This is a genomic window from Bdellovibrionota bacterium (genome assembly GCA_040386775.1).
Taxonomy (GTDB): domain Bacteria; phylum Bdellovibrionota; class Bdellovibrionia; order Bdellovibrionales; family JAEYZS01; genus JAEYZS01.
Genome location: JAZKEU010000017.1, coordinates 92,048 through 116,743, shown reverse-complemented (window position 1 = coordinate 116,743; position 24,696 = coordinate 92,048). Strand labels below are relative to the sequence as shown.

The 24,696-nt window shown below is 38.2% G+C and carries 27 protein-coding genes; 15 read left to right on the top strand and 12 right to left on the bottom strand.

The genetic code is table 11. The features are described from left to right. Positions 1-11: 11 nt before the first annotated feature. Both V4596_10715 and V4596_10710 read left to right on the top strand, forming a co-directional pair. A complete protein-coding gene (locus V4596_10715; GenBank protein ID MES2769604.1) occupies positions 12-1,532 on the top strand; it encodes a hypothetical protein in 1,521 nt (506 codons plus the stop codon). A 33-nt stretch (positions 1,533-1,565) separates the two neighbouring features. Next, a complete protein-coding gene (locus tag V4596_10710; protein ID MES2769603.1) occupies positions 1,566-2,228 on the top strand; it encodes a carbonic anhydrase in 663 nt (220 codons plus the stop codon). Positions 2,229-2,230: 2 nt separating this feature from the next. Here V4596_10710 and V4596_10705 read toward each other — a convergent pair whose 3' ends face one another. The 3 genes from V4596_10705 to V4596_10695 form a co-directional block, all read right to left on the bottom strand. Then, positions 2,231-2,500 (bottom strand): hypothetical protein, encoded by a 270-nt coding sequence (locus V4596_10705; GenBank protein MES2769602.1) that lies wholly within the window; start codon positions 2,498-2,500, stop codon positions 2,231-2,233. A 134-nt stretch (positions 2,501-2,634) separates the two neighbouring features. Beyond that, a complete protein-coding gene (locus V4596_10700; GenBank protein ID MES2769601.1) occupies positions 2,635-3,264 on the bottom strand; it encodes a matrixin family metalloprotease in 630 nt (209 codons plus the stop codon). Between the two features lie 268 nt (positions 3,265-3,532). After that, a complete protein-coding gene (locus V4596_10695; protein ID MES2769600.1) occupies positions 3,533-3,820 on the bottom strand; it encodes a hypothetical protein in 288 nt (95 codons plus the stop codon). Between the two features lie 409 nt (positions 3,821-4,229). Here V4596_10695 and V4596_10690 point away from each other — a divergent pair, with 409 nt between their 5' ends. Next, positions 4,230-5,246 carry a hypothetical protein gene (locus V4596_10690; GenBank protein ID MES2769599.1) on the top strand — a complete coding sequence of 339 codons (1,017 nt, stop codon included), beginning with the start codon at positions 4,230-4,232 and terminating at the stop codon, positions 5,244-5,246. A gap of 1 nt (position 5,247) precedes the next feature. Here the strand turns inward: V4596_10690 and V4596_10685 are convergent, their stop codons facing one another. Genes V4596_10685 through V4596_10670 form a run of 4 tightly spaced genes read right to left on the bottom strand, consistent with a single transcriptional unit; the run spans position 5,248 to position 9,988 of the window. Then, positions 5,248-7,092 carry a hypothetical protein gene (locus tag V4596_10685; protein ID MES2769598.1) on the bottom strand — a complete coding sequence of 615 codons (1,845 nt, stop codon included), beginning with the start codon at positions 7,090-7,092 and terminating at the stop codon, positions 5,248-5,250. 49 nt (positions 7,093-7,141) lie between these two features. After that, positions 7,142-8,080, bottom strand: a complete 939-nt coding sequence (locus V4596_10680) for an Hsp33 family molecular chaperone HslO (protein MES2769597.1) — start codon at positions 8,078-8,080, stop codon at positions 7,142-7,144. 1 nt (position 8,081) lies between these two features. Then, positions 8,082-9,293 carry a methyltransferase domain-containing protein gene (locus V4596_10675; protein MES2769596.1) on the bottom strand — a complete coding sequence of 404 codons (1,212 nt, stop codon included), beginning with the start codon at positions 9,291-9,293 and terminating at the stop codon, positions 8,082-8,084. After that, positions 9,293-9,988 (bottom strand): hypothetical protein, encoded by a 696-nt coding sequence (locus V4596_10670; protein ID MES2769595.1) that lies wholly within the window; start codon positions 9,986-9,988, stop codon positions 9,293-9,295. The genes V4596_10675 and V4596_10670 overlap by 1 nt, the downstream gene beginning before the upstream one ends. A gap of 148 nt (positions 9,989-10,136) precedes the next feature. On the opposite strand from V4596_10670, the gene nrdR reads away from it, so the two are divergent. From nrdR to V4596_10650, 4 genes are all read left to right on the top strand, one after another. Continuing rightward, entirely contained in the window at positions 10,137-10,628 is a 492-nt protein-coding gene (gene nrdR / locus V4596_10665) for a transcriptional regulator NrdR (protein ID MES2769594.1), read from the top strand. After that, the gene (gene nusB, locus V4596_10660; protein MES2769593.1) at positions 10,625-11,032 is read left to right on the top strand and encodes a transcription antitermination factor NusB; all 408 of its coding nucleotides are present in this window, start codon (positions 10,625-10,627) and stop codon (positions 11,030-11,032) included. The genes nrdR and nusB overlap by 4 nt, the downstream gene beginning before the upstream one ends. Before the next feature lie 105 nt (positions 11,033-11,137). Then, positions 11,138-11,620, top strand: coding sequence for a hypothetical protein (locus V4596_10655; GenBank protein ID MES2769592.1), 483 nt, complete (start codon positions 11,138-11,140; stop codon positions 11,618-11,620). Beyond that, complete coding sequence (locus V4596_10650) at positions 11,617-12,450, top strand: pyruvate, water dikinase regulatory protein (protein MES2769591.1); 834 nt, start codon at positions 11,617-11,619, stop codon at positions 12,448-12,450. Before V4596_10655 ends, V4596_10650 begins: the two co-directional genes overlap by 4 nt. Positions 12,451-12,473: 23 nt before the next feature. Here the strand turns inward: V4596_10650 and V4596_10645 are convergent, their stop codons facing one another. Continuing rightward, entirely contained in the window at positions 12,474-13,367 is an 894-nt protein-coding gene (locus V4596_10645) for a LysR family transcriptional regulator (protein MES2769590.1), read from the bottom strand. A 275-nt stretch (positions 13,368-13,642) separates the two neighbouring features. On the opposite strand from V4596_10645, the gene V4596_10640 reads away from it, so the two are divergent. From V4596_10640 to V4596_10615, 6 genes are all read left to right on the top strand, one after another. Further along, a complete protein-coding gene (locus tag V4596_10640; protein MES2769589.1) occupies positions 13,643-15,421 on the top strand; it encodes a S8 family peptidase in 1,779 nt (592 codons plus the stop codon). Positions 15,422-15,533: 112 nt separating this feature from the next. After that, on the top strand, positions 15,534-16,256 hold the full coding sequence (locus V4596_10635; protein ID MES2769588.1) for a hypothetical protein: 723 nt from the start codon (positions 15,534-15,536) through the stop codon (positions 16,254-16,256). A 188-nt stretch (positions 16,257-16,444) separates the two neighbouring features. Next, entirely contained in the window at positions 16,445-17,209 is a 765-nt protein-coding gene (locus tag V4596_10630; protein MES2769587.1) for a TIGR02147 family protein, read from the top strand. Further along, the gene (locus V4596_10625; protein MES2769586.1) at positions 17,206-17,901 is read left to right on the top strand and encodes a hypothetical protein; all 696 of its coding nucleotides are present in this window, start codon (positions 17,206-17,208) and stop codon (positions 17,899-17,901) included. Before V4596_10630 ends, V4596_10625 begins: the two co-directional genes overlap by 4 nt. A gap of 162 nt (positions 17,902-18,063) precedes the next feature. Continuing rightward, on the top strand, positions 18,064-18,642 hold the full coding sequence (locus V4596_10620; GenBank protein ID MES2769585.1) for a hypothetical protein: 579 nt from the start codon (positions 18,064-18,066) through the stop codon (positions 18,640-18,642). 111 nt (positions 18,643-18,753) lie between these two features. Further along, on the top strand, positions 18,754-18,897 hold the full coding sequence (locus V4596_10615; GenBank protein MES2769584.1) for a hypothetical protein: 144 nt from the start codon (positions 18,754-18,756) through the stop codon (positions 18,895-18,897). Between the two features lie 151 nt (positions 18,898-19,048). On the opposite strand, the gene V4596_10610 is transcribed toward V4596_10615, so the two are convergent. Continuing rightward, positions 19,049-20,455, bottom strand: coding sequence for a pitrilysin family protein (locus tag V4596_10610; GenBank protein MES2769583.1), 1,407 nt, complete (start codon positions 20,453-20,455; stop codon positions 19,049-19,051). Beyond that, positions 20,452-21,795: a pitrilysin family protein gene (locus V4596_10605; GenBank protein ID MES2769582.1), complete on the bottom strand. Its 1,344-nt coding sequence runs from the start codon at positions 21,793-21,795 to the stop codon at positions 20,452-20,454. The genes V4596_10610 and V4596_10605 overlap by 4 nt, the downstream gene beginning before the upstream one ends. Positions 21,796-22,310: 515 nt before the next feature. On the opposite strand from V4596_10605, the gene V4596_10600 reads away from it, so the two are divergent. Both V4596_10600 and V4596_10595 read left to right on the top strand, forming a co-directional pair. Continuing rightward, on the top strand, positions 22,311-22,640 hold the full coding sequence (locus tag V4596_10600) for a winged helix-turn-helix domain-containing protein (protein MES2769581.1): 330 nt from the start codon (positions 22,311-22,313) through the stop codon (positions 22,638-22,640). Next, positions 22,637-22,813 (top strand): hypothetical protein, encoded by a 177-nt coding sequence (locus V4596_10595; protein ID MES2769580.1) that lies wholly within the window; start codon positions 22,637-22,639, stop codon positions 22,811-22,813. The genes V4596_10600 and V4596_10595 overlap by 4 nt, the downstream gene beginning before the upstream one ends. Before the next feature lie 67 nt (positions 22,814-22,880). Here V4596_10595 and V4596_10590 read toward each other — a convergent pair whose 3' ends face one another. Then, the gene (locus V4596_10590; protein ID MES2769579.1) at positions 22,881-24,146 is read right to left on the bottom strand and encodes a hypothetical protein; all 1,266 of its coding nucleotides are present in this window, start codon (positions 24,144-24,146) and stop codon (positions 22,881-22,883) included. A 76-nt stretch (positions 24,147-24,222) separates the two neighbouring features. Beyond that, positions 24,223-24,684 (bottom strand): hypothetical protein, encoded by a 462-nt coding sequence (locus V4596_10585; protein MES2769578.1) that lies wholly within the window; start codon positions 24,682-24,684, stop codon positions 24,223-24,225. Between the last annotated feature and the right edge of the window lie 12 nt (positions 24,685-24,696).

Below are 24,696 nucleotides of genomic sequence, written 5' to 3'. Positions count from 1 at the left end.
AGAATTTAAGCATGAGTTCCGTGAACAATGATTCCAATGCCAAGCTTGCCGAACGCTATGCTCAACAGCGCGAACAGATTGTAAAATCTGAAGAAGAACGCATTAAAAATTTACGCGAAAGTTACGACAACAAAGCCGAGACCGAAAAAGATTCTGGTGAAGCGGCCGTCAATCACATCCGAACTTCCAATAGAGATCGCGAAGTCAATCTCCTTGCTCAAGGCAAAGAAAAAGAAAAAAATCTTAAATCTGCAGTAGACCAAAAAAATGAAGCCATCAAGTCTACCCAAGAAGAAGAAGCTAAAAGAACAAACTACATAAAAGATCAAAATCAAAAACAAATTTCTCAAGAAACAAAAAGATACAATGATCAATATAGAAATTTAAAAAATACATATTCTGAAACTCTTTCTAAGGAACAACAGCAGAGCGAAAAACGGGTTTCTGATATCCAGAATAGATCCAATATGGAAATTCAAAGAATTGAATCGGAGTCTAGCGAAAAAATCAAAAAGATGAATATCGCCAACCGTGAGCAGCTTCAAAAAAACCAAGGTCAGCAAAGTTCAACGCTCAGCGAACAAGACGCTTTCTTTGAAGGAAGAATGAAAGCAGAGCAGGAAAAAGCTAAAAAAGAAATCCAAATGGTTCAAGAAAAAAACCAAGCTTCTATAAAAGCTGAGCAAGACCAAAGCAACCAGAACCTTTCAAAGATTCAAAATGAATACACTAAAAACTACAAAGAAATCCGTGAGCAAGGGCAAAAGAAAATAGAGACAAATCAAAAGCAAAATGAATCTGACCTCCAAGCACAAAATGAATTGCACGCTACAAAATCTAAGAGAGATAAAGAGCAATACAGAAAAGAATTAGCAGAAACACACAAAAAAGGTGATCAAGCTTTAGCAGAAGAAAATCAAAGATTCGAAAAACATCAAGTAAAGCAAAAAAACTATCAAAAAGTAGAGATGACTGAAGCCGAAGCTCAACATGAGAGTAAAAAACAAGAATCTCTTAAAAATCATCAACAGCAAAAATCAAAACAGGAAGTTCTTTACAAGCAAGATATGGATCGCCAAAAAGCGGAACATATCGAGAAGTACACAAAGAATGAGCAGCATTATAAAGACGCCCTTGGAAACCAAAGAGCCGTTTTCAACAGAGAACTCGAAGCCGCAAAAACCAACAACGTTAAGCAACTCAACAAATACTCTGAAAAAGAAAATGACCCCTTCTACTCCATGTCAAAAATCAATGCGAACTTTGCAGATAACGACGACTCCTACATGGTGACGGTGAAAGTTCCTCAGCATGAAGCCAAGAACTTTGATGTCATTGTGCAAAAAGACAAACTCGTAGTCACCGGTAACCGCTCGTGGAAAGACGACAATGTACAGGAAGGCGTTAAAACGTCTACAAATAGATACGAGACCGTAAGAGAAGAATTCCCTATTGAAAAAGCGATTAAAGAGAAAGCCGTCGTAAGAACCTATCGAGACGGCATATTAAAAGTTGTAATTCCTAAAGCATAGGATAAATTACGACATCCTTGGGGAATCAAATAAATGAAAAAATTAATTAACGGTATTATCGAGTTTAGAAAAAACACTCAAGATAGTTACCGTGAGAAATTTGCAAAACTCGCTTTAGAACAAAAACCCGACGCTCTTTTTATTTGCTGCTCAGACAGCAGGGTCGCACCTAATGCTTTTGCCTCTACAAACCCCGGAGATCTTTTTGTGATCCGAAATGTGGGAAACATTATCCCACCTTCTAGTAGCGGATATTCTATGGGCGATGAATCGGAGATCGCAGCTTTTGAATATGCTATTCAAACTTTAAATGTGAAAAATATTATAATCTGCGGTCATGCTGAATGCGGTGCTATCAATGCCATTTGCAATGGAATTGATAATCTTCCACCCACTCACCCACACTTGAAATCTTGGCTGAAATATGGTGCGGCAAGCCTTCAGCGCTTTCATAGACATGATATTGATAATAATGAATTGCCTGAGCACAACCAAATTTCTCAAGCCCATGTTTTACAACAGATTGAACACGTAAAAACCTATCCTCTCGTAAGAGAGCGCATAGAAGCAGGAACCTTAGGTATTCATGGTTGGTGGTTTGATATCAATAACGCAAATGTTTTTGTATATTCTGATAAGCTAAAAAAATTCACATTGATTGACGAAGAATATATGAACAATGAAGTAAAAGAATAGAATCAAATACCTTTTTTCATTAAGTGAGAAATTTCGCCCATCATAAATTCAACTCTTGAGCTAGCGTCAGCTAATTTTTCAATATTGCCTTTAAGAAGAGATAAGATCTCTTGTGACTCTAAATCTAGATGACCCTCTCTCTCTTCAAGTCTTGAAGAAGCAAAAGTTGAAGGTACAAAGTTACTGAATGTTAAGCTCTGTAACTTGGAGAACAAGTTTTTCTTGCTCGCTTGAGCATTTCCTAAAGATTTAGAGCTTATTTTAATCGACATTTATACCTCTCTGATTTATTGATTCTAACTTTTTTTTATTCTTTCACAATAGCAAAAATAATTTTTCTATAAATTTTCTTTCATTCTTCTCAGTTCCATTTTGGAACTCTTACATTACGCTTTAGATATGACTCCTAATTGTATTCACATTTCAATGAGTTAACGTCCACTTCTTCAATTGTAAGCCGCGGCGTATTTTCTGCGAGCGTTGGCGCCATTACGCTTGGCTCACCTGATACGTGTTGTAAACCTAAAACATGCCCTAACTCATGAACCATCAAACTTGTGAAATCGATTTTACCAGGCGCAATCTCTCCAAACGCTGAGAATTTGTGATCTTTTGCATTTACGAGGATGTCCGCTTCATTGATGGTATCGCCTCTCCAAGTGATGGTGGTACGCGCTTGCTCCGAAGCTTTACCTGAACTCCAAGATTCTTCCCAATAGATTACGTTGATACCGTCTTTTTGAACCGTTGAAGGAATGTTATCTGACTCATAGATTAATAGAGCTTCTTTACCAATTTCAAGGTTCCATTTAGATGCGGCAATTCTAATTGATTCTCTAAGCTCTGTAGGCACCTCTGGTGAGATATAAAGCTTCACAGGCAGTTTGTTCTTCCACGATACACGCTGAATGTCAGAGCTCATTACAAAGTTACAATCCTCTTCTGGCTGAAGCTTAGGCTGACACGCTACAAGTGCTACCGATGAAGCTATTAGAATGGATAGGACTAGGGTCCTTAATTTAGGAAGGGCTCTCATACTATTATACATTACAAGAAAAAGACCCAAACCTAGATTTGGGTATAAATACAAGCTACTGAAATCACTGATATTTTAAAACCTATAAACTGCCTAACCAACAAACACCGCGACTAAAGATATAAAGTTTTAAAACTCACTTAATCTAACCCACCACTAACTATCTGAAATCACAATAAAAAAAGCCTGTCAAAACTCTAAACACGCTAAAACCGCAAAGTGACCAAAAAAAGGTACCCCCTAGTTTTCCGTACTGAGACTGCGTCATTCAGAAGAAAGGCATCCTGCCTGAAAAGGGCAACTGCCCTTTTGAACCCGTTTCGTCTGGCCATCGTGGCCAGCCGATCTTAGCTTTAATATTTTTTAATAAATATCTGACGGCCACGATGGCCGGCAGAAGCGAGAGTCTGAGAGCAGTGCTCTCAGCAGGCAGGATGCCTTCCTTCTCCGCACTTCTAAAAAAATTAAATTCCCAAAAAAAACAAGTTCCACAAAAATTCCTCCAACCATTTTCATAAAAAAATTTTCTCTCACAAACAAAGAATGATTTATCCATGAAATAATAATTTGTGATGTAAAATTCAAATTTTCTCTCGAGAAATTACAATAAGCGCGCCTTATCTCTCACATTAAAAAACAGCATAGTGGTGACATTCACGGATGAAGTCATTCACCAAAATTCACAGTTGTATACGACAGGTGTTACAATGACACTGACCTATTTTTCTCGCCGCGATCAAATCCAAAATACTGCCACACCATCTCGCTAGACCTATGGCACACACCTTGCTCTATAGAACTGTGTAAATCGCTTGTCCCTTCCGCGATCGTGGAGACCCGGGACGACAAAGACCAAAATCAAACAGTCCTAGCTTGGGGGCGGAGAGGAAAACCCTCCCACCCAATCCTTTTGTGCTCAAAAATTTCTAGCCTAATTTCTCCCTCTTAACGTGTCGATATAAGACATGATGATGTCTAACCAAAAAAATTATTATTCTCTCAGAATTTTTGCCGTAGCTTTTCTAACGCTACTCTTGATGCTTGCGAGTTTTATTTTTGTTGGAACCTCAATCATTCCAGAGAAACTCAACACCGAGGTTTCTCAGTCCTGTATCTATCACTTAAAGGACAAGTCCTATCAGATTAAGCAGCTATTACTAGAAAATGTGAACAACTCTAAACTCTGGATTGAAAACAGTGAAAATACCTTCTTTGATTCCAAGTGGTTTGCGATCAGTTATTACGAACACGATGGAAAAGAATGGGTTCTCAAAGATTTTAAATTAAATGATGTCGTTGTCGATATTTATAAAATTGCACAGAGCGAATACATCAAGGTCGATCAAGGACTCATAGCCCCTAGCGCAAACTCTGAGCAGATCACCCTACAAGAAAGTAAAATTTCAGACATGCCTGTTCTAGTGCTCGATATTCCCAATAACATCACAAGCTTTACCTCAAAACACTTGATTAGAATCACGCTCTTTACTGATCAATTTGTTTCCACTCTCCATTCGGATGAAAAGTGCCAGCTGAGCTTGATGGATACAAAAGGAAATTTCTTAATTCAAGAAAAACTTGTCGATGAATCTTCTTTCTTAAGAACACTGCAAAACGAATCAAAATCCTCCGGTGTTGCTGAAGTGTCTCTAAGCCAATTTGATAATAGAAATGTTTTTAACTATAAAGTTCTAAAGAACCTTTACATGCTAGGCTTTACTAAACCTCGTGCTAATGCATTTCTATATACCTTTATAGAAATTGGAGTTTTTAATTTCTTTGCTATCTCGATCATAATTTTATTAGCACTTCACATATTGTATCTAAAATTTCAACAAAGACTCGGCGCCATTGAGGGAAACATTCGCAAAGTATCTCAAAAGGATTACAGCTTACGGTTTGATCTCTCAAAAACCGATGAACTCTCAACAACCGAAGAAGAAGTGGCAAGACTTGCCGATGAATTGCGAAAGAAAAAATAATTTACTTTTTAGGATTTCCAACTTTTAAAAATTTTAAATTAGAATCTGCTAAAATATTTTTCTCTGAATCTAACGCATAAACTTTAAATGCATAAATTCCATCTGAAAAATTCTTGTAACTGATTCTATCTCCTTTGATTTCGAGACTTCTCTTGGTGCTGCTCTTTTCATCAAAGAAAGCATTGAAATCTGACCTCGAGCCAATCCTTAGCACTTCCACCCGGTACTGAACAGTCCCCTTGGGTCCTTGCTGCCAGCTTAAAAATCCAAACTCCTCAGAACCTTTAGAGAGATTCGACAAAAAGTTCAGCCTTTTCGTATGGACCACACTGAATTCTTCCGTTGTGGAAACCAAATTCGATTTTTTATCAGAGACCTTCCAACTGTATTTTCCTGGGTTAAGATCCTTGACCTTGATTTGTGTATCTTCGGTTGTAAATTCGAATATTTTATTGTCTTTCAGAGATTTAATTTCCACCTGATAAACTGAGGTCGCCGAATTTTTAGTCCACTGAAAAGTAATGTCCGAATTTTTTAGTGATAATGTTGTAAGAACTGTCTTACCCTTTGGAAAAATCACTCTCACCTGCTGAGGAACAACATCATTGACTATACTCAACTTGCCTACTGCACTCGCGACAAGATCTGAAGTGCCAAATGGAAAACCACTCACCCTCCAATAATAATCTCCAACTTCTCTAAATTCTTGATTGAAATAGTTATTCTCTGGAATGGATTCATGAACGAGAGTTTTCGAAAAATCTCTGCGATCTGAAATTTCTATGAAGGCTTTTTCCAATTGAGAAGGATTATCCCACTGAAACTGTACATCTGCTTTACCATCTATCAATTGGAACTTTGAATTGACCAGAGGTTTTACCAATTGAATCGCAGACTGAGGTTCTACAAAAAATCTTTTTACATGAGACAAAAAAATAGGCTTAGCTCCTTCGAATGCCACCAGTTGCCAATAGTAAGATCCTTTTTTAAAAGGAATTCCAAATTCTACTTCAGGAAGATTCGGCGGAAAAGTCTGCGGTTGAGCAAAGTGCGGAGTCATAGTTTCAAGAGAAGACCCCACCATGAGTTGAACTTGGTAGTTTTCTGAAAAAGGCTCAAAAGCAAAACGAACTCTGTATTCATTTTTTTCAAGGTTGTATCGATCATAATTGAAAGGGTTTTTAATTTTAAATTTTGAATCTTCAACTGTGTAGTCTCTGTCACTCCTAAAGAAAACCGACTGCCCTTTCTCAAGAGTGCTCACTTGCTGACCAAGAGCCATCGTAGTCTTCCCATATTCTACCGAAACTTGTACCTGATCTTCAAGATCGCCAGAAATATAGAGATCGGAATTCGTCATTTTAAAAACTTTTTGATCAATTTTAACAAAAAGAGGTTTCTGAGCACTTCCTGCTTGATAATTGATGTAAATCTCGCCTTTTTTAAAATCAATAGTGGTGTCGTTTCCGTTTTTAATTACTCCAACATGAGTTTTTTCAGAAAGCTCTACTCTTCCGCTTTGCCCCACAAAAGAAAGAATCGCATGGGAATCAGCGTCTGTTTGAATTTCACTTCCATTCGAAAGTATTTCTTCTCCACTTAAGAACAACCATTTTCTTGAATCCTTTTTCTGATAAAAAGTATTTCCCGTAGTCTTGTAGGTTCTAAAGACTGGGGCTTGACTGGGATAGATCCCACTAAAAATTTGATTGCTGATGATATTTTCTTTTACGTAATAAAGATTAGCAAAAATAGCGCCTACCAAAACAAGAATCACAAGCTTCCAGTTTTCTAAAGCTTTTTCTTTGAAGGTATTAAGGGCGTTCAATGCGATGTATTTTTCCAATGTTATCTCTCTTACGATGTAAGATAAATTTTAACAGTGAATGAGGTGATTAGTTTAATGAATTTTTGAAAGCCTTGTCTCGGATTTCCTGAATCTCGCCTATGGTCAAGGTGTACTTGCGTCCACAAAAGTCACAATTGATATCATGAGAACCTTTTGCATCTTTTCCTTGAGAGTCTCCTTTAGAGTCATTTATAAGCTCATCCAGCTCTTGATGTCCAAGAAGCATCAACGCACGCTTCACTCTATCGAGCGAGCAACGGCATTGATATTTTACCTCTGCTTTATGAGCAATTTGCACGATTTTAAAGTCACTTAAGAATTGATTGACCAATTGCGCAGGAGTTGCACCAGAAGCAATCATATCTCCAAGGTTTACACCTTGCTTGTTGTTCTCAATCACTTTCTTTTCAATTTTTCCAATGATATCTTCATCGGCACCCGGCATAAGCTCAATCAAAACTCCACCTGCTGACCTCACTCGGCCATCAGGATGAAGCTCTACTGAAAGCGCAACGACAGATGGAATCTGATGACTCTGAAAAAGATAGTAAGCTATATCGTCTCCGACTTGGCCGGTTCTGATTTCCACGGCACCTCGACTTAAAGCATTGTTGTAAGCAGAACTTCTCACCACTTCCATAATTCCAATACCAATTCCGCTACCAATATCTGGCCTGTTATCTTTTAATGGAAGTTCAGCGTGAGGAAATGGAGTATAGGCTCTTGTTGCGCCGGTGTGATCACCTTCTGCAAAAATAGCTCCTAAAGGACCATTTCCACGAAAGTAAACACCTACGTTTTCACCTTTTTTAAGATGCGAAGCCATAAGAAGCGCTCCGATCATAGATCTTCCCAAGGTAATAGTCGCAAGCTCGTAGGAATTGAGAGTGGTACGCATTTCCTCTACAACATCTGTTGCGATAATAGCTGATGCCCTAATCATTCCATCAACCTGCAAGAATTTTTCAATACGATCGTTTTTCATTTTAGCTTAAACGCTTCATTCTAGAAACATAGAATCCATCGAAGCGATCTTTGTTGGGGAATAATTTAAGATCTTCTTCTAATTCCCAGTGCCCAGGATTTTGCTCTAAGAACCAATCCACTTGTTCGCGATTTTCAGAAGGAAGAAGACTGCACGTGGCATAAATCAAATAGCCACCTTTTTTTACCATCTTTGAATAATCCTTTAAAATTTCTTTTTGAATTTCTCTCAACTCTTCCAATCTATCTACGGTGATTTTCCATTTTGTATCAGGGTTTCTTCTAAGAACTCCAAGACCAGAACATGGAACATCCAGAAGCACACGGTCTGCCGTACCCTCCAGTCTTTTAATCACTTTTGTGGAATCAATGAGTTTTGTTTCGGCAATATCTACACCCGCACGTCTTAAGCGTCTTTTCATTTCTGTGAGCTTAAAATCCTCTATGTCCATAGCGATGATCTTGCCTTTATTTTTCATTAGCGAGGCAATATGAAGCGTTTTACCACCCGCTCCCGCGCAGGCGTCGATGATCCTCATGCCGGGTTCAATTTTCATAAAGTGCGCTACTTTTTGCGAAGATCCATCTTGCATTTCAAAGTGACCTTCTTTGAAAGCGCCAGTGATGAAAACATTTTTTCTAATTTTTAATGCAATTCCATCCGGATAATCAGCACCTAAGACTTCGGTTTCTATTCCGTCAGCCAAGAGTCTTTCTTGAAGCGCTAAGAGATTAGTTTTTAGTAAATTCACTCGCAGAACCACTTCAGCTTTTTGATTGAGTGCTTTCATAAGGTCAGGAGTTTCGTCACCCAATTCTTTTTGCAGTCTCTCATACGTCCAATCTTGAAATGACTGTTCGATGGCTGGAAGCTTTTTAGCTTTTTCTATGCGCTCTAAAAGTTTAGAAGCCTTCAGCTCTGCAAGTTCCGGATAAGTTAGGATATCTCGATGTTGAACAAACCACCATACACCAAAGATCTCAAAAAGATCTTCTCGGTGAAGGCTTACATCTTTATTTAGTAAGAACCAAAGATAACGCCAGTTTCTTACGATCTCATAAACACTCTCAGCAAAAAATTTTCGATCTCGCCCACCCCATTTGTTGTGAGACTTCAGAGCTTTTTCAATGACTTTATCCGCATGCTTCTGCTCTCCAAAAATAATTTCCAGAGAATCTAAAACATCAAGAAGAATATGTTTATGAATTTTCATTAGAATGTAAATACAGATCCGACAGTGAAGAATACACCGTCAAACTGACCGCTGCTAAGGAGGTGAACATGATTTTTAATTCCAGTTTCCGCAAAAAATCCTACTGAGTTGAACACATCAAGAATTCTACCGCCTAGAACAATTTGATAGTCTAAAGACAAACTTGATTCATCATCTGGTTGATCAACAAAAACACCAATCCCTACACCGGCACCGAAGTAAACTGGAAAACCACTTCTTGCATCGGGGAAAATAAGCATAGGAACAATACTGAATTTTTTAGGGTCTGTGCTCGCCTCAACATCATAGGTTTGATATTCCACACGAAGCATAAAATCCATAGAGTTAACCCACTCACCAAAACGGTAAGTCACTCCTGCATTGAATTCTCCTGGATCGTCATCGCGACTTTTCGGACCCCACTTATAGGATTTGCTGTTTACAAAAGAACCCAAACCGAACATTAAGTAATGATCTTCCGCACCTGAAGATGTTGACGAAGAAGATTCTGATTTATTTTTGTTGAAAAATTTCTGAGCAGCACCTTTACCTGTCGGCTGCTCTTTGTCTGGATTGTTTCTGTAGGTTGGTTCCTCAGTCACTTCAACGGTTTGCGGATCATCACTGAGCTCTACTTTTTGAGCAAGCAATGGAATAGATAAGCTTAAAGTCAGAATATAAACTAAAAATTTCATTTGGTTATCCTAATTTGGCCTGTTGATGACATACCTATCATTAACGTTTTAGAGGATTTTTGCAAACCTAAAATCAATCTTGACATAGATTCAAGTAACGTAGAGATTTGGCATCCAATTAAGAGGGTTTAGCCTAAAGGATTTTGATATGCGTTGTCCAGTTTGTCATCACCAAGAAGATCGTGTCCTTGACACTAGAATCCAAAAAGAAGGCGAACTCATCAAAAGACGTCGTGAGTGCTTGGAATGCAAACATCGTTTTACCACACAAGAGTCTCTCATCCTCAATTATCCAAACGTAGTAAAAAAAGATGGCAGAAAAGAGTCTTTCATTAAAACGAAAATTTCAAACGGGGTGCAGATGGCTTGCCAAAAACGACCTGTGCCCCTCGCGCATATCGATCAAATTGTTGAAAAAATTAGTCAATGGGCTCTAGAACTTCCAGAAAAAGAAGTCTCTTCACAAATGATTGGACAACATATCATGGATGAGCTTAAAAATATCGACGACGTAGCTTATATTCGCTTTGCCAGCGTTTACAGAACGTTCACAGATGTAAATGAGTTCGTCAACACTCTTGCCCCAAAGCAAGATGACGATATTTCCAATTCTAACTTTCTAACTAAAGAAGAGTCATGAAAAACAGAAGAGTCTCGAGAGAAATTGCACTTCAAGTTCTATATCAAATGGAATTCGATACAGCTCTGACCCCAGTTCAAGGATTGAGACAGTACGAAGATCATTTTAAAAATGATCAACTTTCAATGGACTATTCTGAAAAGCTAATTAATGGAATCAAAGAACATCAAAATCAAATCGATGAAACAATTCAAAAATTTTCCATCAACTGGAAAATTTCAAGAATGTCTCATGTGGACAGAAACATCATTAGACTTAGTATCTTTGAAATGACTCACCTTCAAGACGAGGTGCCTAAAAACGCATCCATTAACGAAGCCATCGAGATCGCCAAAAAGTTTGGATCAGAGGACTCAAGCCACTTCATCAACGGCATATTAGATCAAATCTCAAAATCTCTCTAAAAAAGGCCCTGGTAGTCTTTCCATGTGCACCTTTCCGTATCGCTCATGCGTTAAATTTTAATTTATGCACTTGCGACACAAAAAGGTGCAGGGTACCTTTTAGTTATGGCGATCGAAAAACTTCATCCATTTCATGCTCTTAAGTCAGGCTCACAGGTTTGGTTTATTCCAGAAAAAAATATCAGCGGTTGGACTAGATTTCTAGATTGGCATATCAATTTTCTGATCGCACTTAGCAACGACCGGTGCAATCAGAAAACAAGAAGAGATCTTTCTGGAACTCTCAAAGGAATTTTAACTGAGGAAGACATTCATTTCGATATCAATCTTAAAACTCAATATGAACAGACTCTTCTTTCTACACAAAACTATCTTCCAAACACTTCGACAGTAATGATCAGAAATTTTCAAGATATCAAATCATGGACAGATCAGATTATGTTGGGCTTAAAACAACTGAAACCTCGCACAGCGCGGATTTTTTTACCAAAAGGTGTTGATGTGAATCAGTTTATGAAAATAATGAAGGATGATTTTGAAGAACTACAAGTGACGGTCGTTGAAGACGTGAGTCCCACTCACACATGAGAACTTCTAAAAGCATCATATATATCATTTCAGATGGTACAGGTGAGACCGCATCGCTGATGACCAAGGCCGCTCTCGTTCAGTACAAGGGCGTTGATGCAAGCTTAGTGCGCTTCAAAAATGTAAGGGCTCCAGACCAAGTCAAATCAATCATCGATGAAGCTATAGCAAATCAAGGCTTTATTGTTTATACTGTGGTTTCACAAGATCTAAGAACCGAAATTCAAAAGCAAGCTATAGCTCAAAATATTCCTCATGTGGATTTACTCGGCCCCCTTCTTGGCGGCTTGGACAATTACTTTGATATTCATAAACCCATGCAGGCTGGTATCTTGAGAGCTGTCGATGAAAAATATTTTAAAAGAATCGATGCAATCGAATTCACAGTAAAGCACGATGATGGAAAAGAGTTAAGAGATTTAGAAAACGCCGAAATCATTCTGGTGGGAATCAGCAGAACTAGTAAAACCCCACTTTCGATTTTCTTAAGCCACAAAGGTTGGAAGGTAGCAAATGTTCCTCTTGTAGTGAATGTGCCTCCACCCAAAGAAATTTTTGAGGCCGACCAACGAAAAGTTATCGCCCTTACGATTGATCCTGATAAACTTTCCTTGATTAGAGCAAATCGCCTTTCAAAACTTGGAGACGGAAATTCTGATTACGCAAGCCTGCAACACGTTTTAGACGAAATCCAATTTGCAGATGAACTCTATAAGAAAAATAAAAAATGGCCCGTCTTCGATGTTACATCGAGAGCTTTAGAAGAAACCGCTTCAGAGATAATCAAAATTATTTCTAAACGCTTCGGGGTCAAAGAAGAAATATTTTAGAAAAGTTAAGCAGAAGAATTAGTCTAACGTTGCTGTTCCAAAGCTTTTAAGAATACTTCTGTAGACTTGAGCTGACTTCTAGTTTTGTTCACGTAACAGCACAAATCCATTGTGTATTCAAAATCTTGAATTTGGATTCTTTTGAGTCTTCCCGCCTCAATTTGCTTTTTGATACTGTGAGAAGGCAAAAATCCCCAACCAAGACCTGCTTCGATGATTCTCTTAAGTGTTCCAACGTTTGAAGACTCAAACACTGAAGTGATCTTTTGATCTTCTTTTCTTAAAGATTTACTGAGTAATGATTCAAATCCTGGGTACTCTCCAATGATGCTTACAAACGGATGAGCCATGATATCTTTGAGCTTAATTTGTGCCGGAACTTCTGCTCTTGAAGAAACTACTAACCACATCTCGTCATAAGAAATTTTTATTTTCTTACAATCTTTTGGATCTTCGCCATACTCTTTTTCCGCGTCTGGAAGTAGGATAATATCAAAATCACCCTTCACCACGCCGTTGATGAGATCTTGGCCTTTAGCGTACTCGAGATGCAATTTTACATTCTTATTATTTTTTAAAAATAGAGCGAACACTGGGCCCAATAAATGAAGACCAAGTGAGTTCAATGTTGCAACTCTCAATGGCCCCGTAACTTCACCGCCCATAGTTTGAATTGCAACTTCAGCTTCCTTCGAGAGACGAATGATTTTTTGTGCATATTCGAAGAGCAAATGTCCTTGTGGACTGGATTGAATTTGTCTTACACCACGAACTAAAAGTTCAACTCCCAAGTATTCTTCGAGTTGTCGAATTTGTTGGCTTACAGCGGGCTGAGTAAGAAATAGTTTCTGCGCCGCAGCGGTCATACTTTTTTCCATTAGAACAGTACAAAACGTGATTAAGTGCTGAAAATTCATTCTAACCTTCCAATTTTCTGAGGTAAGCCTTTCTAACATAAGATTTGCTTATAGTTCACCGAAAAAAATTTACATTGTAATAACTACTTTTAGCTACTAAAAACTTTGAATTAGGAAGCGAGACCGGACGTAAGTCCAGCCTACAGCGGAGTCGAAACAGCTCACGAAGTCATGAGCCAAACGACAAAGCGATAAGTCCAGTGAACCTTGAGGGAGGTTAACCGGACGAAGACACGGGGGTGTCTAGGCAAGGGTCGAGTTAGCAGGGGGGAAAAATGGCTACTACTGGGGGACGTGCACTTTTATTAGTGCTAAGTGTAATGGGAGTAAGTGCGCAGGTTGGTTGCGGGAAGGCTCAAAGACCTTTCAACAAAAAATCAAATGGCGTAGTTGTTCAAACAGAATCTAAATCACAAGAAGAGGTTCAAGCTTTGTTTCCAGCAAACAAAGTGACTATTGTGAGTCGCGAAGACAACATCTATCAAATTCAAGATGCAAAGCTAGTTGATGTTCAAGAAAGAATGCCAGCTGCATACGCAGAAGAAGATATCTACATTAATATGAAAGATCCTGGTTTCGATGTGAACAACAGAGAGACTTTTTCAAAGAGAGCATCTATCGAAGAAGCTTTGTATAAATTAGACTGCAAACTTCTTCCATTGGGTGGCCCAGCTGCAAAGCTACAATTGACGAATGAAGTCAACTTGGTGGCACAAAACACTGTCGAAGTTGGAAGCGTAGCTCTAGAGTTTCGAGGCGAAGGTACACTCACTCAAGCCGCTCAGCAAACTTCAGAAGAAGGATCCAGCATTTGGAACCCATTAAAAGGTTTATTTAAAAATCCATTCGCTACTGCACCGGAAGCAGCAGCTTCCAGCATAAAATTGAGTTGGGTCGTTGAAGCCCCTCCTGGATCTACAACTCTTGCAGAAGCAACTGGCTCAAAGATTTCTGTAAATCCAGATCGCCCAGGCGGTTACTTCGTGGCACTTATCGCACAAGACACAAGTACAAAAGCTTGCGATCTTGCGGGAGTGATGGTTGGAGCTACTCACAACAAAAAATTCGTCGGAGGAATTGGAAATAAAGGACAATACAATGCCCAAAAATACTTTCATGTTCCGCTAGTAAATGGTGAAGAAGCTTGGCAAACAACTCAAGGTGAAGGCGTCACCATCGCCATCATCGATTCAGGCGTGAACTACAATCACCCTGATTTAAGTGAAAATATCAAAATCAATGAAAAAGAAGTGGCAGGAAACGGCGTTGACGACGACAAAAACGGATTTATTGATGACGTCTACGGTTGGGATTTCGCAATCGGTGATCAATATCCATATGATGATGAATCGCACGGAACTCACGTTGCGGGATTAGCAGCCTCTTCCGTATCTGGAATTGCAAAGAAAGCAAAAATCCTTCCTGTAAAAGCGATGTTGCCAAGTGGAAGTGGGTCTTTAGCATCCATCGTATCAGCAATATACTACGCTGTTAAACAGGATGTAGATGTGATCAACATGTCTTTAGGTGGCGAAGGAAAAGCGAGCCCAATGGTTCTTGCCGCTATCAAAAAAGCACAACAAAAAGGAATCCTCATCGTAGCGGCATCAGGAAATGAAACTACAAATACGGATGCTGTGGAATCTTTCTTAACTTCCAAAGATGGATCAAATGTTTTGGCAGTAGCTGCAACAGATGAAGCTGATTCTCTCACTGAGTACTCAAACTACGGTTTGAAAACAGTAGATATCGCTGCTCCAGGTGGAACAAGAGAGCGTCCATTATGGTCAACATACGCTCAGACTGATCTTAGCAGTTACATTGCTTACCCTGGAACGTCGATGGCTTCTCCTGTAGTTACTGGTATCGCAGCGTTAGTGAAGTCTGTAAACCCAGATCTGACAGCTGAACAAGTGAAAGCAATCATCATGAACTCAGGAAGATCATCTGCTGCCCTAAGAAGCAAACTGACTTCTGGAAAAGTTGTTGATGCTGCTGCCGCGGTAAGAGCCGCAAGTAATCCTTCAATCATGTTGAGCGCAGTTGCTCAATAAATGACTCCGGGGATCGATTTCGATCCCCCTTCTCACGACCTAGGTCATATGTTTCCCGTCACAAATCACTATAACTATTAACAGACTCATTTGTTTTTGACAGAATATAGCAATGAAACACATCTTCGTTTTATTCATCGTATTCTTTTCTTTAAATTCTCACGCAAAACTTTTTTCAAACTCATACGTGAGTTTCGAATTACCCGCAAAATGGGATTGCCAATCTGAAGCAACAGAATGGATTTGCAGATCAGAACAAAAATCTGATGCACAAACTGCGATCATTATTTTAACTGCAAAAGAGGTTGGACCCACCGACTCTCTTCAACACTACGACGCCTACCTTAAACAATTAAAATCCATCCCTGGCCCGGGAGGAAAACCAATTCCCTCTCAACTGAAAGGCGTTAAGACTCGCAAAATCAATGATCATGATTGGATTGACGGTCTACAACTCGGTAGCGAAATCTCAACTTACTACACGAGATACTTAGCAACGACAAAACAAAGCATCGCAGTCCTTGTCACCTTCAGTGCACACAAAAAAGTTTATACCAAATTCAGTAATGATTTCTTTAAAGCCATCTTAAGTTTGAAAGTGAATGCTCCCAATAAAATCGGCACTGGCTTAGCTCCCATTAGACCAGGCTCAGAATCTTTGGGTGCGCCAATCGGTGGCGCATTCCCAGGCGATATGCTGGTGGATGAGGGCTTAGAATATCCCGACGAACAGGGAGGCGCCTCTGGAATGAAAGAAAAGATTTTCGGATTAGGAATCATCCTCATCGCCGTAGGACTCTACTTTTTTCTCAAACAACGTAAGAAAAAACAGTAAGAACTCCTTGTAAGTCTTTAGTGAGTTGATCTTGACTGTATTGATCCTGTTCATGGAAAAAATACCTGAATCTAATTTTTAAATATTTAAATAAAATCAGCATTTTAAATGTGTGGCATGTCTCATGCCACACATTGTGGCTTTTTTTCTTTAAATAAAAGGCCGAATCATTCATACTGCGCAGCACTATGAAAAACTTAAGCCCTATCGAACTTAGTTATTTTAAAATTTGGTTACAAGAAGAATTCACACGTCGCTGCAGAGTGAACTCTCGCTATTCTTTAAGAGCTTTCGCAAAAAGTTTGGCACTTGACCCATCTACAGTTTCACAAATGTTGTCTGGTAAGCGAAAAGTATCACAATCAATGTTAGAAAAAATCGAGAGTAAAATCGGAATGGCATTTGTTTTTGATTCGGAAAATTTGCAACAGAGTATGGGGAAAAAATACTCTCTCTTGAGCAAAGATTTATTTGCAGCAATATCTGATTGGTATCACTTCGCCATTTTGGATTTAACATTATTAAAAAACTTTGATAGCAACCCGTCTTGGATTGCACAACAGTTAGGAATTTCCGTGACCGAAGTTTCAATAGCTATAGATCGCTTAAAACGCTTGGAGCTTTTAGCAGAACAAGATAGCAAATTGGTAAAAACTCAAATGAGTTTTTCAAATTATAAAGAAGGCGACACTTCCGCTGCTCATAAAGAATACCAAAGACAAATTGTAGAAAAATCTTTACACGCAATTGATGGCTGCCCACAAGATTTAAAAGATATTACTTCTATGACTATTGCTGGGAACTCCAAGAAATTAATTGAAGTAAAAGATGTAATTAAGAAATTCCGCCGTGAATTAGCGGCTTTTATGGAAGATGGTGACGGCGATGCTGTTTTCCATCTGGCTGTACAACTTTATCCAGTAACGTCTTTAGAAAAAAGAGAACCTGCATGAAAAAAATAATATTTATCGCTATTTGTTTATCTACATCATTTGCATTTGCAAATCGCGCTAACGAGGGAGGCGGCGGTGGCCATCCATGCAAAGAAGATTTTATGAATACCTTGGCCTGGATATCTTCTGCACCTTCGCACAACACCACACCGACAGATCTAAGAATCTTACTAGAGGCTTTCAATGTAGCAGAGCCGTCAAGGAATCCGGACTTTGTGATCGTCGTAAAAGAAAAACCAATCGAGAAGTGTCCAAACACTGACAATCCAATTGCCTGCAGTCATCCAAAGAAAAATAGACTAGAACTTTACTGCGATCCTAACAAAGCAAGAGGATGGACATCGCTCGATCAAGAAGGAAAAATAAAATACGCCATTCACGAATTACTGTGGTGGTCTCCCACTTATGACGATACAAATTTTTATTATTCTAGAGGCCTAGCAAAGCGTATTCTAGGTATAGCTCAAGGGAGCGAGAGTGCTGAATATGCAATATGCCAGGAAAATCAAAATTTCCTCTCTCAAAGCATGAGTCAGTTTCATGAATTAGTTGCTCAACAAAAATTCGAAGATCCAGAAATAAATAGCGTTATCTCGCAAATAAATAAACACGCGGATTCTTGCATTCAAACTTGTTACAAAGATATTCGTGAGCTTTGCCAAGAAACAAAACGCGCTATCAACTTTAAATAATACTCCTGTGGCATACTTCGCCACATATAAAATCCTCTCGTGGCAAAGATCTTGCCACACTATCTCTGTCAAAAATTTTATTTTTTCAACGTAATTTGTTAATATGCTCATTCTACAAACCATCTTTGTCATTGAACAAAGCTTTTCAGTTAAGGAGATTTTATGTTGAAAATATGTCGTTCTATAGCGATGTTCTTAGGGTTATTTACAGTTTCGTTAAGCGCTTTGGCCGAGCCTACGCAATCTCTTCCGCCAAGTGAACTTATCCCCTATATTTTTAAAACCTCGATAGCCGTCAATAACACTAAGGATCTTAAAGCTGGCAAGCTTTGGTATTGCTCAGTCAATGAAGATCAAATTATGTTTATCAGAAATTTTATAGTACGGTTTGAGAGCTTCAACGACTTATATACCCTGTACACGAAACCGTCTAAGGACCTGGGTGATGGTGCTGACAGAAGTTACGGCTGGCCTACAGTTGTTCCGATTGAAAGAGTTTCTGATCTAGATGGAGAGATTCTTGGATCTGATACTTTCCCTAAGATGCCAGAAGCATATATTAAGAAAGCCGATAAGTTTAGTTTGCGAATCAGAAAAGCAGGAAAAGATAACCTTCTGCTTCATTGGAGTATCGACAGCAAAAGATCTAATGATGATGTCTTTTTTGAAGGTGGATATGAGGCTACTATGTATTGCCTGCCGGCTACTAAGAAATTGAAGTCAGAAATATTTTGGGACTAAGATTTGATCTGATAAATCTTGAAATTAACATTTGCGATAACAAAAAGGAAAACAAAATGAAGATAACTTTATTTTTTATGATCATTTTTTCTACATTAAATATTCAAGCTCATGATTATTACGACTATAGCCATGGCGAAAGACATTCCTGTACATCTGACCAAGAGAATACGCCTACAACATGCGTGCCCTGGTGCCGAGTTCGTAGAGATGATGGAAGTTGCATACAATATCATTCTGATTATTGCGGAATAAATCCTATTTGCGTAGAAAACTGTAGAGTCCGTAGAGACAATGGAGATTGTATACAGTACCACGAAGACAGTTGCTCTTCCAACTAGACAGATATCCTGACAAATAAGGCATTTAAAATCGAGGGACGGAATTTAATTTTCCGTCCCTTTTTTTATTTTAAGAATGTTGAGGCTTCGACGACTTCTACTTCTCCTAGGCTCTTCAATTGCGAGAGAACTTTATCTTTAGGAGCTACGATCACTACTTTTAAATTGCTAGGGTCGTAATTTTTTTGGATCGAGCTATTCACTTCTGCCAATGTCGCTTTTGCGATGTTCTTTTGGTAATCTAAAAGATAGTCATCTGCTACGCCAAAGATTCTTAAGATAATCAAATTATATGCGGTCTTCTCGGCTGTTTCCACGAGACTTGGGAATACTCCGATCATGTATTTTTGCGCAGTTTTCAACTCCGTGTCTGTAATTCCATTTTTATGGAAATCATCATACACTTTCAAGACCTCAGAAATAGTTTGTCCTACTTTTGGGCTTTGAGTGAAGGTGCGGATTTCAAATACACTCCCTTGGAGTCTAAAATCAGTAGAGCTGCTGATGCTGTAAGTGAGGCCCAATTGATCACGGATGCGATCCACAAGACGGCTGGTGAAACCTTGACCCAATATGGAGTTCGCAATTGTCGTTGCAACGTGCGCAGGATCTCTTCTGTCAGTTCCTTTGTGTCCAATACGAATTTCTGCCTGAGCTGCATCAGGCTTATTTACAAGGAGAATCTTTCTGCCTTGAAAAGCCTCAATGGCAGGATACTGTGTTTGCGCAACAGCTTGATTCTTCCAACCACCAAAATATTTTTCAATTCTATCTTCTATGTCACCAGAATATTTTCCAACAACCACAAGCCAAGTGTTGTTCGGTCTAGCAATCATTCCAAATTGATTTTGAATTGAAGTTTTATTTAATTTTTTGATATCGGCCATGGTGCCGATATCTCTATGGCCATAGGGATGATTCTTGTAATAGAAACTCTCAAAAATTTCTGAGGCCAAATAAGACACTTGATCCAAGCGTTGTTGAACTACCGCAAGCGTTCTTGATTTGTAGCGATTAATCTCTTGATCATCAAATTTTGGTTTTAGGATAAGCTCAGATAAAATAGATAGAATCTTATCTTCCTGCCAAGCCAATCCATCCAGAGAGATCATAGAGTAGTCTGCTGTAATGTTAGCATCGTATTCTGCGCCCATCTGTTCAATCTCTGCTGCGATTTGTTCTGCGGATTTCGTGAGCGTTCCTTTATTCAAAAGTTCAAGTGCTGCTGCCGTTAATCCCGTTTGATCTTTTGGGTCCGCTGCAAAACCACTCATGATCACAAGCGATGTCGAAATATATGGTAGCTTTTCATCATTCACATAGAGAATGTTTAAACCATTATCTAACTTTGAAGTTTTATAAGGCTTAAGACTTCCATTAGACTTTAAACCCAAAGTCGCACAACCCACTGCTGCTACAATCAATGTTAATACAAATAAAATATTTAATATTTTTCTCATTTTAGTGATCATTTGAATCTCTCCGGTCTTGCAACAACAACGTTAGCTTGAGTGTTTTTTAGATATTTTTCTGATACACCTTTGATTTCCGCAGGCTTGACGCGCATGTAATTTTCAAGATCAGTAAAGAGTTTCTCATAAGATCCCACAACGATTTCATTGGAGGCCAAAGAATAAGCTCTTCCATCGATAGTTTTAAGAGCATCAATGAAAGACTTCGCCGCTTGGTTTTGCGCTTTAGAAACTTCGTCTAATGAAACAGATTTATTTCTTAAGTTGAAAAGTTCAGAGTAAATTTCTTTTTTAGCTTGCTCTAGAATTTTATCTGCTTGGGCTTTAGATTTCTGAGGCTTTAGGGCAACGATAATTTGAAACACCGAGGATTCTTGATTGCTCATGATGTATGTCATCACAGATGTCGCAATCTCCTGCTTATAGACAAGTTTTGAGTGGAGACGGCTTGAGTTCCCTTCACCCAAAATATGCGAAGCCAATTCAAGCGGAGCCAGTTCCAACGACAATGCACTTGGCACTGGGAATGAAATACTTAAATAATCATTTTGAATGTCTTTATAGAACACTTCATTTCTAATCGATTTTTGCGGAGGCTCTGGATTCACCTTTGGTCTCTTGATATCTTGAGACTTCATATGTCCGTAATACTTTTCGATTAATTTTTTAACTTTTCCAGAATTGAAATCTCCAGCGATCACCAAGACTGCATTATTAGGAGAATAAAAAGTTTTATAAAAGCTTTGAGCTTTTTCTACTGTGATATTTCCAAGATCCTTCATGTAGCCAATCACGGGCCATCTATAGGAATGAACTTTGTAAACCACATCGTTGATTTTTTCCATAAGCAAACCCATCACTCGATTTTCTACACGGAAACGTCTCTCTTCTTTTACAACTTCTCTTTCCGAATCCAAATTGGCTTGAGTTAGATTGAGATGTTCAATTCTATCGGACTCTAAATCCATAATGGTTTCTAATTTTGAACTTGGTCCATTCACGTAGTAACCCGTGTAATCACGAGATGTGAAGGCGTTATTGGATGCCCCATTTTCTCTCAGTGTTCTTTCGTAATCTTTGTTGGAATATTTTTGCGTTCCTTTAAACATCATGTGCTCAAAGAGATGCGCAATTCCGGTGTATCCTAATTCTTCATCCTTAGAGCCCACACGGAACCAAGTATGATAACTCACAAGAGGAACAGAGTGATCTTCGTGAAGAAGCACCGTTAAGCCATTTGGCAGTTGGTATTTTTCGACCTCAAATTTTAAACTTGAGAGTCCTTCGGCAGCAAGAGCTGGGAAGGAGAATAGGAATAATACAGTAAGCAGAATTCTCATAGATGATATCCTTTTAGGTGCACCTTTTACCGTTATTCATCGGGTTCACGGTGGGTCTAGTTTGGTTTTAGGTCTCACGATGGCACTTAGGATATGTTAAGCCTCGAATTTACTAGAATCACTAAAGTTTTTGTTTTTCTGTAGCTCACAATGTTATGTAAAACCAAAAACTCATACCCAAATTGGAACCAAAAAGCTAATTAAAGCATATCTCTAAATAGTTAGGAAATCGTTAGGATAAATATTTGATTTTACATGATATTTTAAAAATAGTTGCAGAATTGTTGTAGATGGCACGAAGGTTGCTATATATAGAAATCAGTTACCCCTCTTTAAATCGCCCCACGATTTAGAAAAGCCGACCGAGATCCCCTCCTGGTTGGCTTTTTTTTTGCCTAAAATCGATCTTACTATTCCATGATTCTCTAACTGCTTAAGAAACTCATTTAAACTACCGATTTTATAATGTACTATTTAGTAGTACGATCGTTCTACTTTAGATACTGAAGGTTTATATGATTGAAAGCTTAGTGGGAAATTCAACAGCCGAAAAAGTTCTTTTATATATAGCTAATTATGGCGAAGGTCATATTTCAGGTATAGCTGACACATTTGGTATTTCAAAGTCTCAAGTCAGAAAACAAATACTGAGACTGGAAAAAGGAGGGATACTAGTTGCTCGCTTTGCCGGTAACAGCAAAATGTTTCAAATTAATCCTAGGTATTCTTTTAAAAAAGAATTATTAACTCTACTTGAAAAAGCTCTGGGCTTACTTAGCTCTAAAGAAATAGAAAAGTATTACAGACAACGTCGACGCCCAAGAAGAACAGGTAAAGAGCTGTGAATTCTATTAACAAAAAAATGTCTATAAAAGATTTCGCTTTCTATGTGGCATCCCAGCTCAAAAAAGATAATATTGATGTAATCTTAACTGGCGGAGCTGTAGTTTCAATTTATACAGAAGGGAAAGTTAACATTAAAGATGATTTAATGCCTTTAAATCGCTCCACGATTTAGAAAAGCCGACCAAGATCCTCTCCTGGTTGGCTTTTTTTTGCCTAAAATGGTTTTTAAAATTCTAAAACTAATCGTCGGTGCTTTGGGTTCCCAGTTTGTTGCATAGAATCTGCTCTCCAAAAGCTGTGCCTGAAGCTACAGGATGACCATCTGAGTTTTTAAAATTTTCAATTGCTAGCTCTTGGACTTCAAGACCTTCAAGTTCATTTGATTCAAAATAAAGAGTAAGTATCTTTCTTGAATCTGGATAACTTCCTGGTCCGATAAGATCAATTTTAGGATTTTGCGAATCGTTTATGATTCTTTGTCCAAAAGTATAATAGATTTTTTTAGGAAGATTCACTTTAAATTTAGAGTACTTCTTACCTTCAATTTTTAATTCAACTTCCGCTTGAGAATCGGTAATTTTTTTAACAGATAATTCGCAGCTGGCTTTAGAAAAGTCTTCAACTAAGAATTGATGTCTATTATTTATACCTTCAAAAATTGATGCAATGTTCTTGACCATATGGCCAGCTCCTAGCTGATAAAGTCCATAAGAGTTTCCATTGGTCTTAGATCGATATAAGATTCTTTCGAAATTAAATTCTTCCATAATCGCGGCAAAATCTTTTTTGTTAAAACCATTTTTAAAATTAGATTTTTGATCTACAAAATTTAAAAGCTCCCAAAATTTTCTTGTAACGGTTCTAACTTGAGATACATCTTCTGCAGTAATCTTTAAAGTCAATCTTTCTGGGTGAACTATTGCCTCATCCTCAGCTTTATAGCCAATCACACCAAAAATTTGATTGAATTTTGCATCAGATTCAAATTTCAAAATTTTTAGCCCCATAACAATTTCATGTAAAATAAGTTTGGCTTTTTCTTCAGGGACCATTTTTTCAAATGCCTTTTCGTTAATCCAAACAGCATCAAAGGTTTGAAATGCCACTTGGATCGTTCCTTGAGATAAAGGTACACCTATTTTTTCGTTTGCTATTGTTTGAAGATCTGTAGGAACCAGATACCAAGATTTTTCTAAAACAGAATTTACTAATTGATAATATGGAAAGCCTGTCTCAGTAAAATCTAGACTGTCTTCATTCAAGATTTTTCTTAAAGATTTCAGTAATGGCTCAAGAATTTCATATCCCGAAAGATCTTTGGGTTTTACGATATAACTTTCAAACATTTTATCTTTAAAGCTATTACCACCACCGCCGTCAATAGTTCCACTTGGGTTTGAACCACTCGCATTCTGTGACGCAAGTCCACTCTTAGGACTATTTTTGCCACAAGCGATTAAAGATACGACGATAAGTACTATTAAGAATGAATATAAGTGTTTCATAAGTTTGTTCCTTTTTATAGAGCACATACAGTGCCAGTTATTTTTTTAATAGTTGCTAAATTGTTGTTAAAAAATTCTAAAATTCAAATTTCCATCCGAGAGCATAATTAGTATTATTAGATCTTTCCTCTCGAGTCTTAATTGCTAAATCTGACGGCACGCCATTGTAAATATTAATGGCTTTTTGCAGCTTTAAGTTAGCGCTACGAGACAAAAATGCTCCAACAATAAATGCCGCTGCTCCACCAATATAAAGTCGATCATTATTATCAAAGGCCCCTATCATGTATGAAGGGAAACCAACCCACAAAAGTACGCCGGACCAATTTTTTGCGATCACATAGTCTTTATAAATTTCATGAGCATTAATATTATTTGAAAATTCCCCAGGAACTCGATAACCGAATCCCCAAATTTGACCTGAAGCTTCTCTTCCATTGATCAAAAAATTGTTCTTATCACTACTGTAGTAAGCTCTAGGGGCCGCAACGGCTTGAAGAGATAACATCAATATAAATGCAAGAATTAAAATTTTCATAATACCTCTGAT